We start from the raw sequence: 22545 nt of genomic DNA on the forward strand, positions 1-22545 counted from the left end.
GTTCGGAGTCGCAACTACTGAACAATCTTACTAATTAAATAGATGTCCGTAATTTCCCCTTCTTCCATTAACACATTCATTTCGTCTTTTAAGCGGTTCTCAAATCCTGATAAATCATTTTGTAACACGGATGACTCCATCTCTACTGTTTGTTTAATCAATATGTTCTTAAACTGAAACATACGTTTTTCCACTTCCACTTTAGCATCTTCACTGTTCGTGATGAAGCTAAATTGCAGTTGCGCATAACGATTATCAGCTAAATCAATGTTAATCGATTCCGTCATATAAGAGTATTCAATCTGTTCATCAATTGTTAACTCACGATTAGGATCATCTTGATTTATAAGCATATAGATGATGGCAGCCATACCTATAATAGATACTAATACAAGTCCAATAATAATTTTTTTAAAAACTTTACTTGCCATTTACTTCACCTACCTGTTGGTGCCAAGGAAACATACCAATTTTCTTATAAAAGCTCTGCGACAGCTTACTCACCTCAGCTTCAGTTTCTTTGACAAAATATTTTTTACCATTTACGAGTGTAATCGTCGTATCAGGTAACGCTTCAACTTTCTCGATATACATTGCATTAAGTGTAAATGTGCCACCTTTAAAATTAGTCACTGTAATCATAATTAAGTGGGGAGTAAGCCCGAGAGCTTACTCCTTCCTCCTATCGTTTTAGATTCACAAGTTCTTGTAGGATTTCATCTGATGTTGTAATAATCCGTGTATTCGCCTGGAAGCCACGTTGTGCCGTAATCATTTCAGTGAACTCTTCAGCTAAGTCGACGTTTGACATTTCGAGTGCACCAGAGACAACAGCTGCTGTACCATTTGATTCAGGTTCGTTTAAAACTGGTGCACCAGTACCAGTCACTATCATACCATCGTTTACCGAAGATCGGAACATATTACCACCAACCTTATCTAAACCACCTGGATTCGAGAATTTCGCAAGAACGATTTGCCCTGCAACTTCTGTACCCCCATCTTCATTTATATAATTAACAACACCATTCCCTTGAATACTAAAACTGGCAGCACCCTCTGGAATGCGTAAATAACGTGAATCTGTTTCTCCTGCATTCTGCTGACCAATTAAGTATTGCCCATTAGCATTCACGATATATCCATCTTCATCAAGGTACATATTACCCGCGCGTGAATACTGAAGGTTTAAATTATTAACATCTACCTCTGTAATTTGACCCTCACCACCATCTGCTTCAATGCCAGTTCCGAAAATAAACATTCCATCACCTTCGAGCGCCATATCAAGTACTCGATTAGTTGTTTGGCGGTTACCTTGGGTGTGAATATTATCAATGGAGCCAAGTTGTGAACCTAAACCAACTTGCATCGGGTTAATACCACCACGAATGTCTGTTGGTGCTGAAGCCCCTGCGGTTGTTTGACTCATCATATCTTGGAAAGTTGTTCGTGCTTTTTTATAACCAGACGTATTAACGTTCGCAATATTGTTACCTACAACGTCAAGTTTGGTTTGGAATCCACGCATACCTGCGATTCCTGAGTACATTGATCTTAACATAGTTAGTTCCTCCTTCTTGTATCTACCTCTATCAGTCAGTAGACACACATGCCTCCCAGTCTGGGTCCAGCATTAATCAATTATGATTGTTCCGTTTATATTTGTGAAAATCTTCTCGGTTGCTTCTTGACGGTTCATCATCGTTATAACCGTTTGATTCTTCGCACTCACAACAAGGGCTGCTTCATCCGTAAGGACAAGTGAATCAGTAATCCCTTTTGCTTTGGCATTTTCTACTTGAGTGGCGATTGACTGCCATTTTGATTCGTTCATAACAATGTTGCGCTCAACCATGCGTTCCTCTGCATGCTTAGTCAGCGTCAAATTTGATTTCTTCTGATTTAAAATGGACTGAAACGCCTGCATTGGTTTTGCGATTGTTTGTTTTGATGAGGGCAACATGGCCTGTTTAGGTAGTGGATTAATTTCTATCCCCATAACACCCTCCTATTCTGATGTCTCCGGTGTTGTTACTCGTAACACTTCATCGGTATATATTTTTTGATCATTAATTAATTCAATGACCGCAAAGCCTTCTTTTTCAGAGATTGCTTTCACTTGACTTGTGACGATTTCTTTTGGTTCTAAAATGTCACCTGATTCTTCATCAAGTTTATAATAGCTCACTTCTTTTCCAATCATATGGCTATACTGAATGACAGGTGATACCGATTGATTCCTAACTAACTGTTGAATGGAATCATTCATGTTCATCATTTGTTCCAGAGATGAAAAAGTCGTCATTTGCGAGATGAATTCTTTATCATCCATTGGATCAAGTGGGTCTTGATTTTTGATTTGAGCCATTAATAATTTTAAAAACTCATCTTTACCTAGATCGCCACTTGGCGCTTCTCTTGTTTGATTACTTAAATAATATGAAGGATCAATTTTCATTATGACACCCCTTCCTGATTTAAAATATCACTAAAACTTAACTCAGCTTCCTCTTCATCTTCTGAATAAAAAACAGGCTCATCTCCATTGTGCGATTGATCTTCTTGATCTTGATAATCAAGTAGTTCAGGCGCGCTCGTCGCAGCTACTTGTTCTTCTTGTTCCACAATCACTTGATGCGGTGAGAACATGTGTCGAAGTTCTTTCATATTTGCTTCTAACGCTTCTTTTGCCATACTTGAAGAGGCAATCAGTTTTACAAACATTTCACCATCGATCTCCATCATTTCAACCGAAATCTGCCCCAAATTATTTGGGTTTAACTGCAATTTCACTTGTTGCTGCCCTAACAGATTTTTTCCGACTTGCATCTTTTGAAGAACAGCTTCAAACTGTTGAATTAGTTCTTGATTGAGCGTTTGTTGATTTGAGGCCGCCGATTGACTTAAGTGAATCGTCAATTGTTCTAACGATTGCGTACCTTTTGAAGAAGCAAAGGCTTCACCAAAGGTTGGTTGTGATTTACCTGATTGGCGTTCAAGTGCTTGCGATAACCATTTTGAAATATCTTCAGTTGTGACTTTACTATGGGTCGCGTAACCTTTTTCACTTAGCGCCATACGAGATTGGAATTTTGTCAGCATCTCTTTTAATAACAATTGATTGTCTTCCGTTAAGAGTTTACTGGATAAGGCTTGACTTAAATCTTTCGGTAATGTTTGGAAATCTTGCAACAACGTCATCCAATCTTTATTTCCTAATGTCCCTGCACTTAATTCTTTCAACAGTGGCGTTACTTGTTCTAGCACAGGTTGAAGTTGAACTAATGCGCTAAGTTGAGCCAAATCTTGTTCAGATAGTTGTTCAAAGTCGATACCTTCATCTAATTTTATTCCTAAATCTTTTAACAATGTTTTAATTTCTTCGCTCAATTTCCCTAGCACAGACAACATAGCTTGGATATCTACTTCTTTTAATTCAGTTGTATCAATATTCGGTATTAATGATACTGATGCATTACCTTCTGATTGTTGCGTCAATTGTTGAACAACTGATCGAATATTTAATCCACTTTCATTTCCAGAAATCTTCTGAGATAACGTCGGTTGGTCATTAGTTAATGATGGCGAGGAAGACTTAGCCAACGTTTGTTTAAAACCTTCCGTCTGTCGCTTACTCATTTGACTTGTCGCATTACTTGATTGCTTAGGTAAACTTTGAGTCACTTGTTTAAATAACATATCCATCGTATTCATTGTTTCACCCCCCTTCACATATTATGTCATTCACTTTAGTAACTACTCATATAACAGCTCGGTTAATTCTGCTGCTTTTTCAGCTTCCATAAAGGAAAGAATCTCACTGCGCGTTTCTGATGGTACCCCACTTAGAATATCAACGGCAATCGTCGTTGTTGTCTCAGACAAAATACGAGCAGCACTTTCAGGTTCCATATCAGTATAGGTCGACACGATTTCTTCCAAACGCGCCTGCTGCTCATTTTGACTTACAATTTGAGACTGATATTCAGCTAATTGATTGTTTAAGTCAACAATGTCTCGTTCTAATGCTTCAATTTCATCATCTTTTTCTGATGACTCCATTATTAAGCGATTAATTTGAGATTGATAATCACCAATTTGGGCTAAATATTTTGCTTCCATTGATTGTAAATTCATTTCATCTTCAGTCGTAATCAGTTTTTCCACTCCGGGCACACGGTTAAGAAAACTCTTAGTGTTTTTCACTGGTTCCATTCCCAAGAGCGATAGAACAATATAAATAATTGTCACAGACAAAATCAGCGGAATCACAGCTAAAAGTAAATAACTTAGCCAACTTTTTTTCTTTTTTTCTGTTTGTTTTTTCGCCATAATTTCACCGATCCCCATGATTATAATATTGTCTAATGGACGCTTCATCTAACATTTTGCTCTCTGATTCTTTTTCTTTTAATTTAATTACTTCCCATTTATGATCAATAATTTTTTCGAACTTTTTCACTTCAACGTACTGATCTGTCAACAATGAGCGCTTATCTTCCATAATTGAGCGTTTTTCATTCACCGTAGCTTCAACATGTAAGATCTGCTTTTTAAGTTGTTGCAAATATGTATGATGAGACACAAGTGTTGTAACTGAACCCGATGTATGAAGGGCTTGTTGATATTTATCTTCAATTGTTTCTTTTTGTTTTAAAAGTTGAAACAGTTCTTCAGCAACTGTTTCAAAATCGGTCACGGCAGACTTATATTCAAGCTGAGCTTCGTTTTTAAGGTTTTCTTGGTGATGTAAAATTTTTTCGAATGCTTGGACATTAGTCATCTGATATTACCCCCCATATAGTAAGGATTCCACCTGATCGATCGCCGTCTCTCGATGACAATTATCTTCAATTCCTTGTTTTAAGAAATTGATAATTTTCGGATGCAGTTGAATCGCACGGTCAACTTGTGGATTGGACCCCCGCTTATACGCGCCGATTTGAATCAGCTCATAGTTTTCTTCGTAACTTGCGAGATAGCTACGCAACTCATTAGCGAGTTTCTGTTCTTTCTCTGTCGTAATTTGTGGCATAACTCGACTAATAGATTTGAGTACATTTAGTGCAGGGTATTGACCCCGTTCGGCCAATTTACGATCTAACACAAAGTGACCGTCTAAAATCCCTCGGGTTGTATCAGCAATGGGGTCGTTTAAATCATCTCCATCAACAAGTACCGTGTAAAAAGCTGTAATCGTCCCTAAATCACTCGTCCCCGTTCTTTCTAATAGCTTGGGTAAAATAGCAAATACAGAAGGTGGATAACCTTTTGTTGTCGGTGGTTCACCTGTCGCTAAACCTACTTCGCGCTGTGCCATTGCCACCCTTGTAACAGAATCCATCATTAAGTTGACATTGTAGCCTCTATCTCTAAAATACTCAGCGATTGATGTTGCGGTATAAGCGCCTTTAATTCTCATCAAAGCCGGTTGGTCTGATGTTGCAACAACGACAACAGATTTTTTTAAACCTGCTGGCCCAAGGTCTTTTTCAATAAATTCTCTTACTTCTCGCCCCCGCTCACCAATTAGCGCTATAACATTGATATCCGCCTCACTATTACGGGCAATCATGCCAAGGAGTGTACTCTTTCCTACACCACTACCAGCAAAAATACCGATTCGTTGTCCTTTGCCTACCGTAAGCAATGTATCAATCGTTTTAACTCCAATTTCAATTGGTTCTAAAATCCTTGGACGCTTTAACGGATTAGGTGGAGATTGTTCCGTATTCATCGCCAACAGACCTGACGGCAACTCCGAATCATCTAACGGTAAACCTACAGCATCAACAACTTTACCAACGAGCCGTTGCCCCACTTTTACCGTTAACGGCTTCCGAGTTGCTTCTACTAAACTACCTGGTCCAATATCATTGATCTCAGTATAAGGCATGAGGACAACGACAGCATCATTAAATCCAACGACTTCGGCCATGATTTTGTCATAGTTTGACGTATGAATGAAACACACTTCTCCCATTTTCACTTCAGGGCCGGTTGATTCAATCATGAGACCTACAACGCGCTTCACTTTGCCAAAATGCGTATACGTCTCTGTCTTATCAATCACGTCAACGAGTTGATTAATGTCCACGTGGCATCTCCTCCATTGTTTCGGTTAATGCTTCATGAATTTTTTCTAATTGGCGATCAACACTAACATCTAATTGTCCACTTGGTGTCTCAATTACACAGCCACCAATCGGTAATTTATCATCAGGTAGCACTGACAGCATCACTCCATCATTAAGCACTCGTGTCAGTTCATCAGTTTGTGAATGAATCAAATCGAAATCTTGAATACTCGTTCGAATACGAATAATTGTTTGATCGTGATAGTCTTTAATAGCTGTTTTCACAATCGGCAATAAAGCATCATTTGACATTACTGCATCAAAAACAACTTTTTTCGCAACCACCATAGCCAGTTCTACAATATCAGCGTGCGCCTTATCAATAATGATTTCTCTCTCTTGTTCAGCTTGATGAATAATCTCATTTGCTTTTTCAATTCGCGAACTAAAATCAGCTAAAGCCGCTTGTTCACCGGTTTCGTGTCCAGCCTGATAACCTTCGTTTTTGGCCGACTCAATTAAGGTTTCTTTTTCAAGCTGCCAGTCCTGCTTTTTTTGGTTGATGTCTTGTTCTGCTTGTTGTCTATCTGCTTCAATTTGCTGATGGACTTTTGTTAGCTCTTGCTTTAATTGGTTTAGTTCATCATTTAGATGCGCTTTTTTTTGCTCTAACTGTTCAAGGTCTGAAAGTGATTCATCCACTTCTGATGGAGAGTCACCAATCTGTTCAGGTTCCTCAACTTTAAATTGAATTGGTTTTAATTTTATTTCGCGAGCTTTAAGTGGTTTAAAATCAGACAATAATATCATCTCCTCCACCACGTGCAATCACAATTTCACCTACTTCTTCGAGTCGACGAATCGAGGCGACAATGCGCGTTTGTGCTTCTTCAACATCTTTTAGACGAACAGGTCCCATAAACTCCATTTCTTCTTTAAATGTTTCAGCCATACGTGATGACATATTACTAAAGACAACTTCCTGCACCTCTTCACTTGCAACCTTAAGTGCTAGACGTAAGTCATCATTTTCAACTTCTCGAATGACGCGTTGGATTGCACGATTATCAAGTGTCACAATATCTTCAAAGACAAACATCCGCTTTTTAATCTCTTCAGCTAGTTCTGGGTCTTGTATTTCTAATGAATCAAGAATCGTACGTTCTGTTGAACGATCGACTCCGTTTAGTACTTCAACAACAGCCTGGATCCCGCCGGTTTGTGTATAATCTTGCGTAACCGTTGATGATAATTTCTGTTCTAAAATACGTTCCACCTCATAGATAATTTCCGGTGATGTAGAATCCATTAAGGCAATCCGTTTTGCGATATCTGCCTGCATTTCCTGAGGTAATTCAGATAAAATCTGCCCAGCCTGTTCGTTGTCTAAATAGGATAAAACGAGCGCAATTGTTTGTGGATGTTCTCCCTGAATAAAATTTAATATTTGATTCGGATCTGTTTTCCGCGCGAAATCAAATGGTTTTACTTGTAAAGAAGAGGTTAGCCGTCCAATGACCGCTTGTGCTTGCTCTGCACCGATTGCCTTTTCTAAAACTGTTTTCGCATAAGCAATTCCGCCTTGGGCGATATAATCTTGCGCCAGTGCAATTTGATGAAATTGTTCGAGCACTTCTTCTTTTTGAGTGTTTTCAACTTTTTTAACACCTGAAATTTCAAGTGTTAATTTTTCAATTTCTTCTTCAGTTAAATGTTTATAGACTTGAGCAGATACATCTGGTCCGAGTGAGATAAGAAGGATCGCTGCTTTTTGTCTACCTGTTAATTCCTGTTGTTTCGCCACTTCGACTCCCCCTAATCCTCAGAAATCCAGCTGCGGAGTAATTTCGCAAAATCATCCGGTTTCTCTGTCGCCATTTTCTCTAGTTGTTTACGTTTAATAGAGCTTTCTGTATCTTCTGGTTCCTCAATTCCTGGTATTTCTGTAACTCTATCTGCTTCAGACATATACATCTCTTCTTCACTAACAGGTGATTGTTTAGATTTTCTAAGTAGTAAGATGACGATAACCGCAATAAGTGCTAATAATACAACGCCAATCGCTACATAAGCCCAGATTGGCAAGTTAAAGCCTCCCTCATCGGTTTCTCGTGAAATACCGTTAAATGTTTGAAAAACAATTGAGGTTTTCTCTGCCGGGTTAATATCTGCGATATTACCATCAATCGATGTCGCAATAATTGAATCGAGGATTGACTGCACACTTGCTTGCACCTGTTGTTGTTCTTCCGCTGATAATAATTCCAAGTTACCTTCTTCATCCGTTGTTACTTTTGTATTATCAACCGCAACTTGAATACCTAAATCTCTTAGCCGGTAAGGACTTTCGCTAATTTCCCTTTGAATGCGGTTAAATTCGTAATTAATCGTGTCTTGTTCCAATTCATATTCACCAACACCACTTCCATCACCAACAGGATATTCGGTTACATCCTCTTCACCGGTACCAGCTGCTGCCTCATCAAGTGCTCCTTCGCCTTCATAAGACTCACGTATTGTCTCTAAACTGATCGGAATACCTTTCATCGCCTCTTCATCGACTGGTTCTACGAGTTGTTCCACGCGATTTTCTTGCGTGAAGTCTAAGTCCGCCGTAACGGTTGCGATAACTTTTTCTGGGCCAATCATGACAGACAACATTTGTTGCACGCGTTGTTGCAAGTCACGTTCAATTTCTTTTTTAATTGATTGTTGTTGAGCAAAAACATCAGATGTCGAATTAATATTTTCATTATCTAGATTATAATAGTTAAAGTATTGGTCCATAATGACGATATTATCAGTAGTAAGATTCGGAACAGCTTTTTCAACAAGGTGATGAAGTGCCCGTACTTGTTCGTTATTAAATTGATGCCCTGGCTCAAGGGTTAAATTAATCGCGACAGATGTTGAATCTGTCTGTTCCGTAATAAATACGGATTCTTCTGGTAAATTGATCATCACATTTGCTTGATTGATACCGGAAAATCCAGATAATAAATTCCCCAACTCAGATTGCATCGCATCCAGTTTAATCATGCCAAATTCATTATCCGTCACACCCCAAGAAGTATTCGCACTAAAGAACCCATAGTCAATTTGACCAGAGTCTGGAATACCTTGAGCAGCAAGTTCTACAAGTAGACCCTCCGCTTGACCTTTGGGCACATAAATGGTTGTTCCACCATCACGGACTTCGTGCTCAATTCCACGTGTATCTAATTCTACCTTCACTTGCCCAGCTTCTTCTGCTGATAAACCTGAATAAAGCTGCACCATCGGTGTACGCGAAAAGAATATTGTTCCGCCAATGACGATAATCAAAAACAAGACGACTGACGAAATTATCAAGCCTTGTTGCTTCTTTGAACGTTGACGCCAGAAGTTTTCGATTGTTTCTTTGAATTGTTGTAATTTCTCTTTCATTCTGCGCCTCCATACCAATAAAAATCACTTATAAATTAAAGTTGCATCCGCATCATTTCATTATAAGCGGTAATAACCTTACTCTGAACTTCAACAGCCAAATTAAGTCCGACCGAAGCTTTTTGAGCGGTAATCATAACATCGTGAAGGTCATTAATTTCACCATTCACTAACTGTTCCGTTTTCGCTTGCGAATCGAGTTGTAATTGATTCACATCATTTAAAGCATCTGTCAACATATTTTTGAATGTTGCGCTATTAGCCTTTGATTCAGTGCCTGCTTGTGACTTTATTGTAGGAGTTGTCATAGGTTGGATGAAGTTCGTTTGAATCATAATTATTAACCTCCTTTACTACTTACCAATTTCTAATGCTTTCATAAGCATCCCTTTTGTCGCATTAAATGCGGTAACATTTGCTTCGTAAGAGCGGGTTGCACTCATTAAGTCTACCATTTCTTGTAGTGGGTCGACATTGGGCATTTGGACATAACCCGCCTCATCCGCATCTGGATGATTTGGATTATAGACCGTCACAAACGGCGCATCATCTTCTGTAATACTTGCGACTTTAACACCATTCACACTTTTATTCTCATCACCTTTGATTTTAGAAAATTGATCTCTAAAGCTAGATGAATCACTGTGAAAATTAACGATTTTCCGTCGATACGGTTCAAACTCGCCATCTTCATTTATCCGTGCTCTCGTAGAGTCAGCATTAGCGATATTCGCAGAGACGGTATCCATCCTAAGCCGCTGAGCGGTAAGTGCTGAACTACTTATATTCATCCCATTAAAGATAGACATAATTAGCTTCCTCCTCTAATGACCGACTGCAGATTATTAAACTGTCCGTTCATCCGATCAATCATTGCATTGTAATGAATCTGGTTTGTTGCCAAATTTGACATCTCTTTATCAATATCGACATTGTTTCCATTGTGGTTATAAGATGTCCCCTTATTCGTTGTTACATTAAACTGATTACTTACTTCATTAAAAGTAAAATGTTTTTCATGGGTTCTTTTTGCTTCAATGTTAGTCTTTAATTCATTGTCTAAGATTGATTTAAACTCAACTTCTCTTGCCTTGTAATTCGCTGTATCCACATTAGCGATATTGTTAGCGATTGTTTTATTGTTAAGTGCTGCATAGTCTAAACCCTGTTGCAGTGAATCAAATGTACGACTAAAAAACGTCATTTTAGTCCTCTCCTTATACGTACTTTTATATACTAACCTTTTGTTATTGTAGATGAAAACAATGGGATTGTCTATGTTTGATAATGTCTTCCAAACACTAAGATAAAGCTCATTTTTACCTAGTTAATTATCAAGATATAAGCCCATGGAACCATTGTTTTTTTCGTTTTCTTCTCACCGTATCTTAATCTATATCTCATCACTCTTTAACTTCTCATTATAAGGGTGTGAAACTGTATTTTTTTGCAATATTACAGCTATTCCTTTTTTATATTCCTTAAAACGGAAATGTTTTTCCGCGATTTTAACATGTAGGTCTATCATATCATTTTTATTCAACTCATGCATTATATTTCTTCAATCAACTATTTTTTACGAAAATAAGTTAAATTAAGGATGCAATATTTACTTTTTATGCCGAAGGTTCTCATATTTTTCTAAAAATTAACCTTCTAATGAGTTTAATATCCTATACCTTTAGATGGAACAGTGACTTGTAAAATTAGGTTGAGATGATCGCTTCAGTCAAGCCACCATTCTATGATTACTCATCCTCTAGTGGTGACATCAATATTTTTTGAAACAAAAAGAAGCTGTGCTTGATAAGTTATCTCAAGCACAGCTTCTCTGTTGTCATAATCAATTAATACATTAATTTTGTGAAGACTTTAATTTGTGTAATTCAACTAAGAACTTATCATTTAATACTTTGATATAGGTTCCTTTCATTCCTAAGGAACGTGACTCAATCACACCAGCTGATTCTAATTTCCGCAGGGCATTGACAATGACTGAACGAGTAATGCCGACCCGGTCGGCAATTTTACTAGCAACGAGTAGCCCTTCTTTTCCATCAAGCTCAGCAAAAATATGTTCAATTGCTTCTAGTTCGCTATATGATAATGAACTGATTGCCATTTGCACAACAGCTTTGGAACGCGCTTCTTGTTCAATCTCTTCTGATTTTTCATGTAAGATTTCCATTCCAACAACGGTTGCGCCGTATTCGGCTAATAGCAAATCATCATTATTAAAATCCGTGTTGAGGCGACTTAAGATTAGAGTACCTAAGCGATCGCCCCCACCAATAATCGGTACAATTGTGGTGAGACCACCTTTAAATAAATCCTTATTTTCAATTGGGAAAGCTGTATAAGGACTATCGATATCAATATTTGACGTCGTTTCTTTAAGGTTAAATAAACTTTCCGTGTATTCCACTGGGAATTGACGTTCTTCGAGCATCGCTTTCATACGTGTATTTTCGATTTGTTGATTAATTGAAAACCCAAGTAATTTACCTTTACGGCTAACAACAAAAATATTGGCGCTCATGATTTCTTGTAGCGTTGATGCTACATCATTAAAGTTCACCGACTTACCTGTTGTTCCTTGTAATATTGAATTAATTTTTCGTGCGCGCTGTAATAATTCCATAGTGATCCTCCATTATTATAAAATATATTGACTTAAGTCTTTATCTTTTGCAATTTTTTCTAATTTATCATCGACATATTGCGGTGTAATCTCAATTTCAACCATAGCCATCGCATCTGCTTCAAATGATAAATCCTCTAGCAACTTTTCTAATATTGTATGCAATCGACGTGCCCCAATATTATCTGTTTCTTGATTGACATGAAAAGCTACTTCAGCGATTCGTTTGATGGCGTCATCAGAAAATGTGACAGTCACTTCCTCAGTTTTCAACAGCGCTTGGTACTGCTTGAGTAAAGCATTTGAAGGTTCTGTTAAAATTTCAACAAAATCATTCACCGTTAGCTTTTCAAGTTCTACTCGTACCGGAAACCGCCCTTGCAACTCAGGAATCAAATCGGATGGCTTTGACATATGAAAGGCACCGGCAGCAATAAACAATATATGATCCGTTTTTACTGGCCCATACTTTGTTACAACTGTTGATCCTTCAATAATCGGTAAAATATCACGCTGTACACCTTCACGTGAAACGTTGGCATCACCTGAAGACTGACCACCTGCCACTTTATCAATCTCATCAATAAAGACAATACCTGCATTTTCAACTCGCTCACACGCGGTTTGATATACATCATCTAGGTCAATGAGCTTTAAAGCTTCCTCTTGCTTTAATACTTCGCGTGCTTCTGTAACTGTAAGTTTCCGCTTTTTCATTTTTTTCGGCATCATGTTTGATAGCATATCTTGCATTTGCTCCATGCCTTGATTATTTCCAGTATCAAACATACCCGGTTGTTGCTCTTCAACTTCAATCGTTACAGTGTCATTTTCTCGTTCACCTAAAGCTAATTGCCGTTTGATTTGATCACGCTTTTGCTGTTTATCTTCAGTCGGTTCATCGTCTGTTTCTGTTTCATCTGGCTGATTAAAGAACATTTCAAATGGATTTTTAATCGTGTTTTGTCCCTTTTTACCAGTCGGTGCTAAATAATCTAATAAACGGTCATTTGCAAGCGCTTCTGCCTCATCTTGTACGAGCAAAGTACGCGCTTCTTTTTCTAAACGAATCGATGATTCCACTAAATCACGAATCATTGATTCAACATCACGACCGACATAACCGACTTCTGTGAACTTCGTTGCTTCCACTTTAATGAACGGTGCGCCAACAAGCTTCGCTAAACGTCTGGCAATTTCTGTTTTACCGACACCCGTTGGTCCAATCATTAAAATATTTTTTGGTGCCACCTCATCAATTAAGTCTGTTGTAAGCTGCATGCGGCGGTAACGATTTCTTAAAGCAATTGCAACAGAACGCTTAGCTTGATTTTGACCTATAATATAGTGGTCAAGTTCGTTGACAATTTCTTTCGGTGTGTATTCTTTTTTCATTCTGTCACCTCTTTATTACACTAATTCTTCAATAACGATTTGATCATTTGTATAAACACAAATCTCACCAGCAATTGTCAAGGCGTGTTGGGCAATGTCTCTTGCGCTTAAATCTTTAGCATAGCGTTTCAAACTACGCCCACTCGCAAGTGCGTAATTACCTCCAGACCCAATCGCCAGGACGTCATCATCCGGTTCAATGACCTCACCCGTTCCTGATACAAGTAGCATCGTCTCTTTATTCATAACGATTAACATTGCTTCCAACTGTCTCAGCGCCTTATCACTTCGCCACTCTTTTGCTAATTCCACAGCGGCCCGTGTTAAGTTTCCATCAAACTTATCTAAATTGGCTTCAAATTTCTCAAATAACGTAAAAGCATCAGCAACAGAACCGGCAAATCCGGCGAGTACTTTACCGTTAAATAAACGTCTGACTTTTTTCGCCTTGTGCTTCATAACAACAGCATTACCCATTGTCACTTGACCATCACCACTCATCGCACATTGTCCATCATGCCGGACAGCAAATATTGTGGTCGCATGAAACTCTACTGGCATGTTTTCACCTCATTTATTTCTTCTTCGCTCGCGGATGACTATGATCATAGACGTCTTTTAACCGATCTTTCGTCACATGCGTATACAGCTGTGTTGAAGAAAGGTGTGCATGTCCTAACAGTTCTTGTACACTCCGCAAATCTGCACCTTCATTTAATAAATGTGTTGCAAATGTATGACGCAACATATGTGGATGTACATGCACTGTTAACGCGGCTTTTTCTGTTAATTTATTAAGGATCAATCGCATCCCTCTTGCGGTCAGCGATTTTCCCCTCGCATTTAAAAAAAGTGCTTCTGTCTCATTGTTTTGTTGTAATGATCGTCTACCCTCATTAATATATCGATTCAATGCTTGCTCAGCGTATGAACCAACGGGAATATAGCGCTCTTTATTCCCTTTACCCAATACTTTGACGATATTAAGTGACAAGTCCAGATCTTTAAGACTTAAACCTTCGCACTCTGCCACACGCATGCCAGTTGCATACAATATTTCTAATAAAGCTTGGTCCCTTTGCCCTAACGGATCACCTAAATCACTTACATCAAATAATTGTGATAACTCTTCTTGATATAAAAAATCTGGCAACTTTTTGTCTTGCTTTGGTAATCGAGTGCCGATAAACGGATTATCCGATACATAGCCTTCCCTTTCCATGAATTTAAAAAACGTTCGGATGGCTGATAACTTTCTCGAAACCGTCCGGCGTGATAGTGATTGTTCATATAAATCCATTAAAAAAAGACGAACACATGCGTCATCCACTTCATTCATTTCATTGATCTGTTCTTTTTGCATAAATAGAAAGAGTTGATCAATATCATGTAAGTATTCCTTTACCGTGTAGTCGGATGCATTTTTCTCAATTTGCAAATACATTTTGAATTGATCTTTGTAGATTGAAAATGCTTGCATCAAAACATCCTCCCAGTTAACCGATTAAATCAAACGTATCATATTCTCTCGCTTTTAGCAACTAATTTACCGAATTGCTTTAACAATCTGAATCGTCTAATATTTCGATACTTATGTTATCAACAACCCATATCTCATTTCACCATGTCAAGTGTTTTTACTTACCAACGGATAATTATATAGTTGTTTAATTTGATTGTCAATGAATTTTCACACAAATCGACCAATTGTAATGATTGTGATTTTACTGACGACAACTCTATGCGATACTTTGCACGTGGATATTGTAAAAGGGTACGCCTAACAAGGCGTACCCTTTTACCAATTATGATTGTTGTTCTTCTTTGTAATCACAACTTGAACATTGAATTTGTGTTCCTTTTTTTACTTTCTTTTCAACTAACATCTCATTACACTTTGGACAAGGTCGTTCGATTGGTTTATCCCATGATAAGAAATCACAGTCTGGATATTGGTCGCAGCCATAAAAGGTACGTTTCTTTTTAGACTTGCGTTCAACGATTTGCCCCTTTTTACATTTAGGACAAGCAACACCAATCTCTTTAAGAATCGGTTTTGTGTTTCGACATTCTGGGAAGTTTGAACAAGCCATAAATTTCCCGTACCGTCCCATTTTAAAGACCATTTCGGATCCACATTTTTCACACGTTTCCCCAGCGGGTTCATCTTTGATTTCAATTTTCTCCATTTCAGCTTCAGCTTTTGTTAAACGTTTTTCAAAGCCTTGATAGAAATCATCAATTATTTTAACCCACTTGATGTCGCCATCTTCGATTCGGTCAAGGTCATGTTCCATTTGAGCAGTGAAATCGATATCGATGACTTCAGGGAAAAATTCAACAATTAAGTCCATCACAATCCCACCGAGTTCTGTTGGTACAAAGCGCTTATTATCAAGACTGACATAGCCACGCTTTTGAATCGTATCTAATGTTGGCGCAAATGTTGATGGTCGACCGATGCCTTTTTCCTCCATCGTCTTTACTAAGCGCGCTTCTGTGTAACGCGGAGGTGGCTGAGTGAAGTGTTGATTCGGTATAATTTTTTCAGCTTTTACCGTCATACCTTCTTCTAGCTCCGGTAAAAGACGATCTTCATCTTTTTTATTGTCATCGTTTCCCTCGACATATACTTCCATAAACCCTTTAAATTTAATTTGTGAGCCGTTTGCTCTAAACTGAATACCGTTTTGGTTTAATGTTACCGTTACTGTATCCATAACTGCTGGCGCCATTAAACTAGCGGTAAATCGTTCCCAAATCAGTTTATATAAGCGATATTGATCACGAGATAGTACGGACTTTAATGAAGCAGGCGTACGAAAAGCGCTGGTTGGACGCACGGCTTCGTGCGCATCTTGCGTTTTTTGTTTGCTTTTGGACTTTCGATCGGCACCTAAGAATGCTTTCCCGTACTTATCTTCAATATATTGTTGCCCTTCATTACGTGCTGTTTCAGATAATCGGGTAGAGTCGGTACGCATATAAGTAATTAAACCTGTAATCCCGCCATCTTTTTTACCTAAATCAATTCCTTCATAGAGCTGTTGGGCGAGCATCATCGTCTTACGCGCTCTAAAGTTTAATTTACGTGCCGCTTCTTGTTGAAGCGATGACGTTGTAAATGGAAGTGACGGGTTACGCTTACGTTCGCGTTTTTTCACCGATTCAACATCAAATTCTTTTGCTGGTATCTTCGCTAAAATTTGATCAACATCATCTTTCGTTGATAAGCTAACTTTTTTATTATCGACGCGATAAAATTGTCCATCAAATACGTCACTATCTTTATTAAACTTTGCATCAATTGACCAATATTCTTCCGGTTCAAAGTTTTTAATCTCATTCTCACGGTCAATAATCATTTTAACTGCGACCGATTGAACGCGACCAGCACTTAAACCCTTTTTAACTTTCTTCCATAGTAATGGACTAATGTTATATCCAACGAGACGGTCTAAGATCCGTCGTCCTTGTTGGGCGTTTACTAAGTTCATATTAATTGAACGCGGCTGTTTAAATGATTCCTTGATCGCGTCTTTAGTAATTTCATTAAAAACGACCCGACACTCTGAGTCTTCATCAATGTTTAAAGCGTGAGCTAAATGCCAAGCAATCGCTTCCCCTTCGCGGTCGGGGTCGGCTGCGAGATAGACTTTCTTTGCTTTTTTTGCCGCTGTTTTTAATTCTTTTAATACCGGTCCTTTACCTCTAATGGTAATGTATTTCGGTTTATAGTCATTTTCATAATCCACACCCATTTGAGACTTCGGTAAATCAATGACGTGTCCCATCGATGCTTTTACTTTGTATTTACGACCTAAATATCGTTCGATTGTTTTCGCCTTTGCAGGCGACTCTACTATTACTAAATAATCTGCCATTTCTTCCCCTCCAAGAGGTTTCGTTTTTCAGTTTTTTTAATATCTGTGAAATCTCCACTATTATTAAATAGAAGATTAGCATTTGTCAACTAAACGATTAAAAAAAGGCAGATTTTTATTTATTATTCCTTGCATTTTTGGTTAATTATTTGCCAATGACGCTTATTCTCAAGCCATTCCTCAACAATATCTTGGGTATTTTGTACCAATTTTGCACCTTGTTGAATTAAGGCATGACAACCTGCTGTATTTGGATTCAGAATATCGCCTGGCATTACCATTACAACTCGTCCTTGTTCTAACGCTTGATCGGCGGTAATCATCGTCCCACTTTTAAGTTTTGCTTCAATGATTAACGTCCCAAAGCTTAAAGCACTAATCAAGCGATTCCGTTCAGGGAAGTGAAACCGCGCAGGTTTTTTGTCTGGTGGATACTCTGAGAGGATTAAATGATGGTGCGCAAGCTCAGTAAATAACGCTTGATTCTCATAGGGATAAGGGTACAAAAAACCACTACCAATAACAGCAATGGTCTTTCCACCACCTTTTATGGCTAAGTGATGGGCAAGAGCGTCAGTCCCCTTGGCCATTCCAGAAACAATCACGAAGTCTTTTATTACCGGCAACAATAACTGTTGCATCCGTTTTTCGGTATGAATTGTCGGCTCACGTGAGCCTATCACACTTAGCCTGTTGGTCTGATTCACTAAGTGCACTTGTCCCAATCCATATAAGACGACCGGGGGATCTGGAATCGTCCGAAATATATCCGGGTAATCCTCATCTAGTATCGTCCATGTTTTACATTTACGACAAGCTAATGCCTTAACAAAACCTTTAAATCCTTGCCTCATTTTACTTGAAATATCCTGACATTCTCTTACCTTTAAGATCATTAAAATATCAGGGTGTTGCTGGACAATGGATTCTGATAGAACGTCATGATTTAATGCCATCAGTCTAGCTAGTTTTCGCCTGGTTAATCCGATTTCTTCATATAAATAAATGATATATTCTCGGTTCTCCACAGGGCACCTCCAACCGTTTTCTTTTATTGTAAAACACTCGTCCTTTAACTGTCGATTGAATCCTTTATTCGTATCGACAACAGTTCATTAAAAACTAGCAAAAGTTGTGTTTAAAATAAAAAAAAGAGGCGTTTTATATAAAAACCCTCTTTCATTAGGCTTGATTATTTATTTTTACTTTTTCTTTGTTATCCCACTGGATTTATCTACTTGATAAATAAAGGCAAACACCTCAGCAACCGCTAAGTATAACTCTTCTGGTATGGCTTCATTCACTTCAAGTTGCCCCAGCACTTCAACCAAACTTTTGTCTTCCTGGATCGGCACACCAGCTTCGTGAGCCCGTTTAATAATTTCATTAGCAACGTAACCTTGACCTTTAGCCGAGACAACCGGTGCTAAATCTTTTGTTTCATCATAGCGCAGGGCCATCGCTTTTCTTAAATGGTACGATCTTTCTTTCTGATCATTCATGCGCGCATATCCCACCTTTTTTGGTCTGTCGCAGCTTTCTTATAAACATCATGATGGTTAACTACCGGCTCCTTATCTTTAAACGGACGATGATGAAGCGAGGTCAAGTGATAATCAAGACGAGCTAATCCATCTTTAAGTGACGGTTTCAACGGCTCTAAAAGGTTAGCCACTTCTTGATTATTAATGACCGTCACTTGAATGGTACGATTTTGCACCGCCATATCTACAATGGTTTCGCCAAGTGAACCAAGTGTAAGGTAAAAAGCGACATGACAGTAATCTGGATTAAGTTCTCCTGACGTCTCTTTTTGTCCATACATTTCTAGATACACTTCTTGGTCTTCCCCTGTTGTGATTGGTAAGGCAACACCGTAATGAATAAAATGCTCATCTTGTCTTACTATTGATAACTGTTGATCTGTAAGTGATTGAATCAGCTGATCAATGGCCGGCAATTTTACTTCTGATGATTGTTGAACATCTAATAATAATTGTTTTAACGTGACACTTATGTCGGTTGAATCGAGTAATTGTTGTTCATACGTTAGACCTGATTGCAACAGAAAATCTTTTACACCCACCAAAAATTGTTGTTCAACAGGTAGGGTTTGAAGCAAGTTTGTTTCTTTTACAAGTGGTGTGAGTGCTTTAAAATCTGTTTGTGTTAGTTGTTGGTCAAATAATTGGGTTAAGAATGCTTTAATATTTCCAGCTGTTCCAGCTGTTGGACGATCCATAAACTGTTGCAGTCCTTGTTGCTGATTAACCGGTAACTGCCGGGTCACTTTTTCTAACAGCGAAGGATGCTCTTTAAGAAATGTGTGTAATTTCTCCATTCCTACCATTTGTTCTGATGGTGATTTTTGAATTAAGGCGACCTGTTCACTCGATGCTTTTACTACTGCTTGAATTATTTCTTTACTGATTGACTGCCGGGCGCCTAAATCAGCTCCATCGATATCAGGGAAAACGGTATTTATTTGTGCCTGATTTTGCTTTAAAAACATAAGTCGTTCTTGTTGGTTAAGCGGGAGTCGCTCAAGAGCAACCCATTGTTTTAACTGTTGGGCTGTCTGTTCATTAACACCAAGTTGACTTTCAAGTAACTGTTTCAAAGCGTTCGGTACATCTGCTCCTTGAGTCAATTGGATGCCTTTTTGATTGAATAACGCCATAATTTGTTCCATTTGTGTATCTGTTAAAGCAAAAATGGCTGAATCAGGTGATGCAACAGGTGTTTTCACCATAGACAGTTGCTGCATCAACTGTGTCAATTTATCTGAAGGGACAAGCTCATTTAAAGTCTGCATCAATTGATCAACAAGTAAACTCGTCGAGTCTGCCAATCCCCGCGCAAACGATGTGACTGTCTCACTTGAGAGGGGGATCTGATGTTTAACCATACTCATTAATACGTTTTTTATCTCAGGCTCTGGATGAGCTTTATAAATAGCTAATGCCGCTTTAAACTGACTAGGCTTTACTGGAATATTCTCTGATAAAAGTTGTCGCAACAGTTGCTCTGCTTCTTTTGTCACAGGTACCCCCATATTTTTAAGTAGCGCCCCGAGTGAAGCCTCCTGTTTTACCACTTGTTGTTCAATCATTTTCAGTTCTGGTATTTCACCAGAAGACGTGACTTCAAACACGTAACTTTGCCCCTTTTCCACAGGTACCTCAAGTTTTGCGGCTACACTTTGATTTCCCATTTTAATCGTTGCCATCTGATCGGGATGCAATTGCTCAATGGTACCTTTAACAATTTGTCCCTTTGATAAGGCTAACTTCGTCTGTGCTTGTTGGTGTTTTAACGCTTGGGATTTATATTGACTTTGGACTTGCATCCTCTCACCATCCTTTTATACGCTCATAAATGAGCTCTGACTGGCGCAAATGACCGACGGTGAATCGGTGTGACGCCATGCTGTTTTAACCCTTCTAGGTGCTTCTTTGTTCCATAGCCTTGATTAGATAAAAAATCATAGCCCGGGTACTGTGTATCGTAACGGGACATGAGACGGTCCCGTGTGACTTTGGCGATGACACTCGCCGCTGCAATGGATATACTTTTCATATCACCTTTAATTAAAGATTGTTGCGGCGTAACTGTGTTTAATTCAATCGCATCAAGTAACAGATAATCAGGCATCAACTCCAATGAATCAATGGCCTCTAACATCGCCTGCTTTGATGCTTCTAAAATGTTAATCGCATCAATTATTTCAGCTGATACGATGCCGATCCCTATCGCAAGCGCTTCTCGTTGAATCGCTTGATAAAAATACTCTCGTTTTGATTCAGATAACTGCTTTGAGTCTGTTAGGCCAATTAAATCACACGTTTCTGGTAGAATGACAGCCGCTGCAATAACAGGACCAGCAAGTGGTCCACGGCCAACTTCATCTACTCCTGCTATACACTGATACCCTGTCGCTCTTGCTACTTTTTCGTATTTAAACTTTAGCTGATAATCTTTTTTTAACTGGGCTTGTTTTTTCTCTCGTTTATAGTATCGGGTCAGTAAGTCTTTCACCCCTTTCCTATCATCTTGTTCAAGTATTTTAAGCGTATCTTGATCAAGTGCTTCATTCAATAGTTGTTTGATCGACCGAATTGACTCCTTGTGTAAAGCTGAGTTTTCCATTCTACATCCTACTCTCTTACTGTTTATATCGTATCCACCCATCAAATGTGAATATGATTTTCGAACGATTTTATTTCTTAAAGAGTGATAGACAAAAGACGCACCTAGTGAGATGCGTCTTTTGGACGTTCTAATGATATTAACCCGAGTTTACCTGAGCGATAGTCTCGAATAATGAGTTCAGCCGTTTTGTCATAATCGACGTGATTACCCGGAGCAATCGCACCTCTTAGACGACCAATATGATCAAAGAGCGGAATAACGTCTTGGTTAATGTCTTCTATTTGGTAACGTTCCATTAAAACATTTGGATAGTGATCTTTTAAGTAGCGTAATAAAAAGACAGCTAAATCATCCATGTGGAGAATCTGGTCTTTAATCGTACCAAGGCAAGCTAACCGATAACCAATCACTTCATCTTCGAATTTCGGCCAAAGAATACCAGGTGTATCAAGCAGTTCAAAGTCTTTCTTCACCTTGATCCATTGTTGACTTTTAGTGACCCCTGGACGGTCACCCGTTTTCGCAATTTTTTTATTGGCTAAACGGTTTATCAATGTCGACTTTCCGACATTTGGAATGCCGATAATCATCGCCCGTGCTGGACGTGGCTTAATACCTTTTCTACGCATTCGTTCCAGCTTATCATGCGCCATCAGCTTCGCCGTTTCTACAACTTTTTTAATATCTTCTTTACGATTGACATCGACACTAATCGCACGTTCTCCCAATCCGTTAAAGTGCTCAATAAACGCATGGGTCACTTTAGGGTCAGCTAAATCTTTTTTCATTAATACCCGCATTTTCGGCTTTTGATTGAGAATTTGTTTTAGCATCGGATTCTCGGATGCAAAAGGTGCCCTTGCATCCACTAATTCAATCACAAAATCTACAAGTTTTAACTTTTCTTGCACTTCTCTTCTTGCTTTTGCCATATGGCCTGGGAACCATTGAATCGGCATATTTATCA

25 protein-coding genes are annotated in these 22545 nt (G+C 38.6%); all 25 read right to left on the minus strand.

Annotation, left to right across the window (positions count from 1 at the left end; all coding sequences use genetic code 11):
* Positions 1-14: 14 nt before the first annotated feature.
* Entirely contained in the window at positions 15-431 is a 417-nt protein-coding gene (fliL, locus tag BM098_RS01680) for a flagellar basal body-associated FliL family protein (protein ID WP_089829728.1), read from the minus strand.
* Positions 421-642 (minus strand): flagellar FlbD family protein, encoded by a 222-nt coding sequence (locus BM098_RS01685; RefSeq protein WP_089829731.1) that lies wholly within the window; start codon positions 640-642, stop codon positions 421-423. The genes fliL and BM098_RS01685 overlap by 11 nt, the downstream gene beginning before the upstream one ends.
* A 40-nt stretch (positions 643-682) precedes the next feature.
* Positions 683-1564: a flagellar basal body rod protein FlgG gene (flgG, locus tag BM098_RS01690; protein WP_089829733.1), complete on the minus strand. Its 882-nt coding sequence runs from the start codon at positions 1562-1564 to the stop codon at positions 683-685.
* A gap of 72 nt (positions 1565-1636) precedes the next feature.
* Positions 1637-2002, minus strand: coding sequence for a TIGR02530 family flagellar biosynthesis protein (locus BM098_RS01695; RefSeq protein ID WP_089829735.1), 366 nt, complete (start codon positions 2000-2002; stop codon positions 1637-1639).
* Positions 2003-2011: 9 nt separating this feature from the next.
* Complete coding sequence (gene flgD, locus BM098_RS01700; RefSeq protein WP_373863168.1) at positions 2012-2461, minus strand: flagellar hook assembly protein FlgD; 450 nt, start codon at positions 2459-2461, stop codon at positions 2012-2014.
* Positions 2461-3717, minus strand: a complete 1257-nt coding sequence (locus BM098_RS01705) for a flagellar hook-length control protein FliK (RefSeq protein WP_089829739.1) — start codon at positions 3715-3717, stop codon at positions 2461-2463. Before BM098_RS01705 ends, flgD begins: the two co-directional genes overlap by 1 nt.
* A 42-nt stretch (positions 3718-3759) precedes the next feature.
* The gene (locus BM098_RS01710) at positions 3760-4383 is read right to left on the minus strand and encodes a MotE family protein (protein WP_143423362.1); all 624 of its coding nucleotides are present in this window, start codon (positions 4381-4383) and stop codon (positions 3760-3762) included.
* Positions 4340-4786 carry a flagellar export protein FliJ gene (gene fliJ / locus BM098_RS01715; RefSeq protein ID WP_089829743.1) on the minus strand — a complete coding sequence of 149 codons (447 nt, stop codon included), beginning with the start codon at positions 4784-4786 and terminating at the stop codon, positions 4340-4342. Before fliJ ends, BM098_RS01710 begins: the two co-directional genes overlap by 44 nt.
* A 6-nt stretch (positions 4787-4792) precedes the next feature.
* Entirely contained in the window at positions 4793-6100 is a 1308-nt protein-coding gene (gene fliI / locus BM098_RS01720) for a flagellar protein export ATPase FliI (protein WP_089829745.1), read from the minus strand.
* Positions 6090-6881: a flagellar assembly protein FliH gene (gene fliH, locus BM098_RS01725; protein WP_159430082.1), complete on the minus strand. Its 792-nt coding sequence runs from the start codon at positions 6879-6881 to the stop codon at positions 6090-6092. Before fliH ends, fliI begins: the two co-directional genes overlap by 11 nt.
* Positions 6874-7884, minus strand: coding sequence for a flagellar motor switch protein FliG (fliG, locus tag BM098_RS01730; RefSeq protein WP_089829749.1), 1011 nt, complete (start codon positions 7882-7884; stop codon positions 6874-6876). Before fliG ends, fliH begins: the two co-directional genes overlap by 8 nt.
* Before the next feature lie 11 nt (positions 7885-7895).
* Positions 7896-9506 carry a flagellar basal-body MS-ring/collar protein FliF gene (gene fliF / locus BM098_RS01735; RefSeq protein WP_089829750.1) on the minus strand — a complete coding sequence of 537 codons (1611 nt, stop codon included), beginning with the start codon at positions 9504-9506 and terminating at the stop codon, positions 7896-7898.
* Between the two features lie 35 nt (positions 9507-9541).
* Entirely contained in the window at positions 9542-9841 is a 300-nt protein-coding gene (gene fliE, locus BM098_RS01740; RefSeq protein ID WP_089829752.1) for a flagellar hook-basal body complex protein FliE, read from the minus strand.
* A gap of 18 nt (positions 9842-9859) precedes the next feature.
* On the minus strand, positions 9860-10315 hold the full coding sequence (gene flgC, locus BM098_RS01745) for a flagellar basal body rod protein FlgC (RefSeq protein ID WP_089829754.1): 456 nt from the start codon (positions 10313-10315) through the stop codon (positions 9860-9862).
* 2 nt (positions 10316-10317) lie between these two features.
* Positions 10318-10710, minus strand: a complete 393-nt coding sequence (gene flgB, locus BM098_RS01750; protein WP_089829757.1) for a flagellar basal body rod protein FlgB — start codon at positions 10708-10710, stop codon at positions 10318-10320.
* Positions 10711-11361: 651 nt separating this feature from the next.
* Positions 11362-12147: a GTP-sensing pleiotropic transcriptional regulator CodY gene (gene codY, locus BM098_RS01755; protein ID WP_089829759.1), complete on the minus strand. Its 786-nt coding sequence runs from the start codon at positions 12145-12147 to the stop codon at positions 11362-11364.
* A gap of 15 nt (positions 12148-12162) precedes the next feature.
* Entirely contained in the window at positions 12163-13542 is a 1380-nt protein-coding gene (hslU, locus tag BM098_RS01760; RefSeq protein WP_089829761.1) for an ATP-dependent protease ATPase subunit HslU, read from the minus strand.
* A gap of 15 nt (positions 13543-13557) precedes the next feature.
* Positions 13558-14103, minus strand: a complete 546-nt coding sequence (hslV, locus tag BM098_RS01765) for an ATP-dependent protease subunit HslV (protein ID WP_089829764.1) — start codon at positions 14101-14103, stop codon at positions 13558-13560.
* A 13-nt stretch (positions 14104-14116) separates the two neighbouring features.
* Positions 14117-15022 (minus strand): tyrosine recombinase XerC, encoded by a 906-nt coding sequence (xerC, locus tag BM098_RS01770; protein ID WP_089829767.1) that lies wholly within the window; start codon positions 15020-15022, stop codon positions 14117-14119.
* Positions 15023-15347: 325 nt separating this feature from the next.
* Complete coding sequence (topA, locus tag BM098_RS01775; RefSeq protein WP_089829769.1) at positions 15348-17426, minus strand: type I DNA topoisomerase; 2079 nt, start codon at positions 17424-17426, stop codon at positions 15348-15350.
* 122 nt (positions 17427-17548) lie between these two features.
* Entirely contained in the window at positions 17549-18454 is a 906-nt protein-coding gene (gene dprA / locus BM098_RS01780; RefSeq protein ID WP_089829771.1) for a DNA-processing protein DprA, read from the minus strand.
* Between the two features lie 174 nt (positions 18455-18628).
* Positions 18629-18928, minus strand: coding sequence for an EscU/YscU/HrcU family type III secretion system export apparatus switch protein (locus BM098_RS01785; protein WP_089829772.1), 300 nt, complete (start codon positions 18926-18928; stop codon positions 18629-18631).
* A complete protein-coding gene (locus tag BM098_RS01790) occupies positions 18925-20775 on the minus strand; it encodes a hypothetical protein (RefSeq protein WP_089829774.1) in 1851 nt (616 codons plus the stop codon). Before BM098_RS01790 ends, BM098_RS01785 begins: the two co-directional genes overlap by 4 nt.
* 23 nt (positions 20776-20798) lie before the next feature.
* A complete protein-coding gene (locus BM098_RS01795; RefSeq protein ID WP_089829776.1) occupies positions 20799-21575 on the minus strand; it encodes a ribonuclease HII in 777 nt (258 codons plus the stop codon).
* A 104-nt stretch (positions 21576-21679) separates the two neighbouring features.
* Complete coding sequence (gene ylqF / locus BM098_RS01800; protein ID WP_089829778.1) at positions 21680-22537, minus strand: ribosome biogenesis GTPase YlqF; 858 nt, start codon at positions 22535-22537, stop codon at positions 21680-21682.
* Between the last annotated feature and the right edge of the window lie 8 nt (positions 22538-22545).

Source organism: Halolactibacillus halophilus, assembly GCF_900115605.1.
GTDB classification, from domain to species: Bacteria; Bacillota; Bacilli; order Bacillales; family Amphibacillaceae; genus Halolactibacillus; species Halolactibacillus halophilus.

What these genes read in the sequence shown, in the direction of transcription:
- fliE (WP_089829752.1), bottom strand. Translation starts at nt 9,841, where the DNA reads ATGATTCAAACGAACTTCATCCAACCTATGACAACTCCTACAATAAAG.
- BM098_RS01785 (WP_089829772.1), bottom strand. Translation starts at nt 18,928, where the DNA reads ATGAATGATCAGAAAGAAAGATCGTACCATTTAAGAAAAGCGATGGCC.
- fliJ (WP_089829743.1), bottom strand. Translation starts at nt 4,786, where the DNA reads ATGACTAATGTCCAAGCATTCGAAAAAATTTTACATCACCAAGAAAAC.
- flgG (WP_089829733.1), bottom strand. Translation starts at nt 1,564, where the DNA reads ATGTTAAGATCAATGTACTCAGGAATCGCAGGTATGCGTGGATTCCAA.
- fliF (WP_089829750.1), bottom strand. Translation starts at nt 9,506, where the DNA reads ATGAAAGAGAAATTACAACAATTCAAAGAAACAATCGAAAACTTCTGG.
- BM098_RS01695 (WP_089829735.1), bottom strand. Translation starts at nt 2,002, where the DNA reads ATGGGGATAGAAATTAATCCACTACCTAAACAGGCCATGTTGCCCTCA.
- BM098_RS01790 (WP_089829774.1), bottom strand. Translation starts at nt 20,775, where the DNA reads ATGCAAGTCCAAAGTCAATATAAATCCCAAGCGTTAAAACACCAACAA.
- BM098_RS01705 (WP_089829739.1), bottom strand. Translation starts at nt 3,717, where the DNA reads ATGAATACGATGGATATGTTATTTAAACAAGTGACTCAAAGTTTACCT.
- codY (WP_089829759.1), bottom strand. Translation starts at nt 12,147, where the DNA reads ATGGAATTATTACAGCGCGCACGAAAAATTAATTCAATATTACAAGGA.
- BM098_RS01685 (WP_089829731.1), bottom strand. Translation starts at nt 642, where the DNA reads ATGATTACAGTGACTAATTTTAAAGGTGGCACATTTACACTTAATGCA.
- topA (WP_089829769.1), bottom strand. Translation starts at nt 17,426, where the DNA reads ATGGCAGATTATTTAGTAATAGTAGAGTCGCCTGCAAAGGCGAAAACA.
- flgB (WP_089829757.1), bottom strand. Translation starts at nt 10,710, where the DNA reads ATGACGTTTTTTAGTCGTACATTTGATTCACTGCAACAGGGTTTAGAC.
- BM098_RS01710 (WP_143423362.1), bottom strand. Translation starts at nt 4,383, where the DNA reads ATGAAGCGTCCATTAGACAATATTATAATCATGGGGATCGGTGAAATT.
- flgC (WP_089829754.1), bottom strand. Translation starts at nt 10,315, where the DNA reads ATGTCTATCTTTAATGGGATGAATATAAGTAGTTCAGCACTTACCGCT.
- ylqF (WP_089829778.1), bottom strand. Translation starts at nt 22,537, where the DNA reads ATGCCGATTCAATGGTTCCCAGGCCATATGGCAAAAGCAAGAAGAGAA.
- BM098_RS01795 (WP_089829776.1), bottom strand. Translation starts at nt 21,575, where the DNA reads ATGGAAAACTCAGCTTTACACAAGGAGTCAATTCGGTCGATCAAACAA.
- hslU (WP_089829761.1), bottom strand. Translation starts at nt 13,542, where the DNA reads ATGAAAAAAGAATACACACCGAAAGAAATTGTCAACGAACTTGACCAC.
- xerC (WP_089829767.1), bottom strand. Translation starts at nt 15,022, where the DNA reads ATGCAAGCATTTTCAATCTACAAAGATCAATTCAAAATGTATTTGCAA.
- fliL (WP_089829728.1), bottom strand. Translation starts at nt 431, where the DNA reads ATGGCAAGTAAAGTTTTTAAAAAAATTATTATTGGACTTGTATTAGTA.
- flgD (WP_373863168.1), bottom strand. Translation starts at nt 2,461, where the DNA reads ATGAAAATTGATCCTTCATATTATTTAAGTAATCAAACAAGAGAAGCG.
- hslV (WP_089829764.1), bottom strand. Translation starts at nt 14,103, where the DNA reads ATGCCAGTAGAGTTTCATGCGACCACAATATTTGCTGTCCGGCATGAT.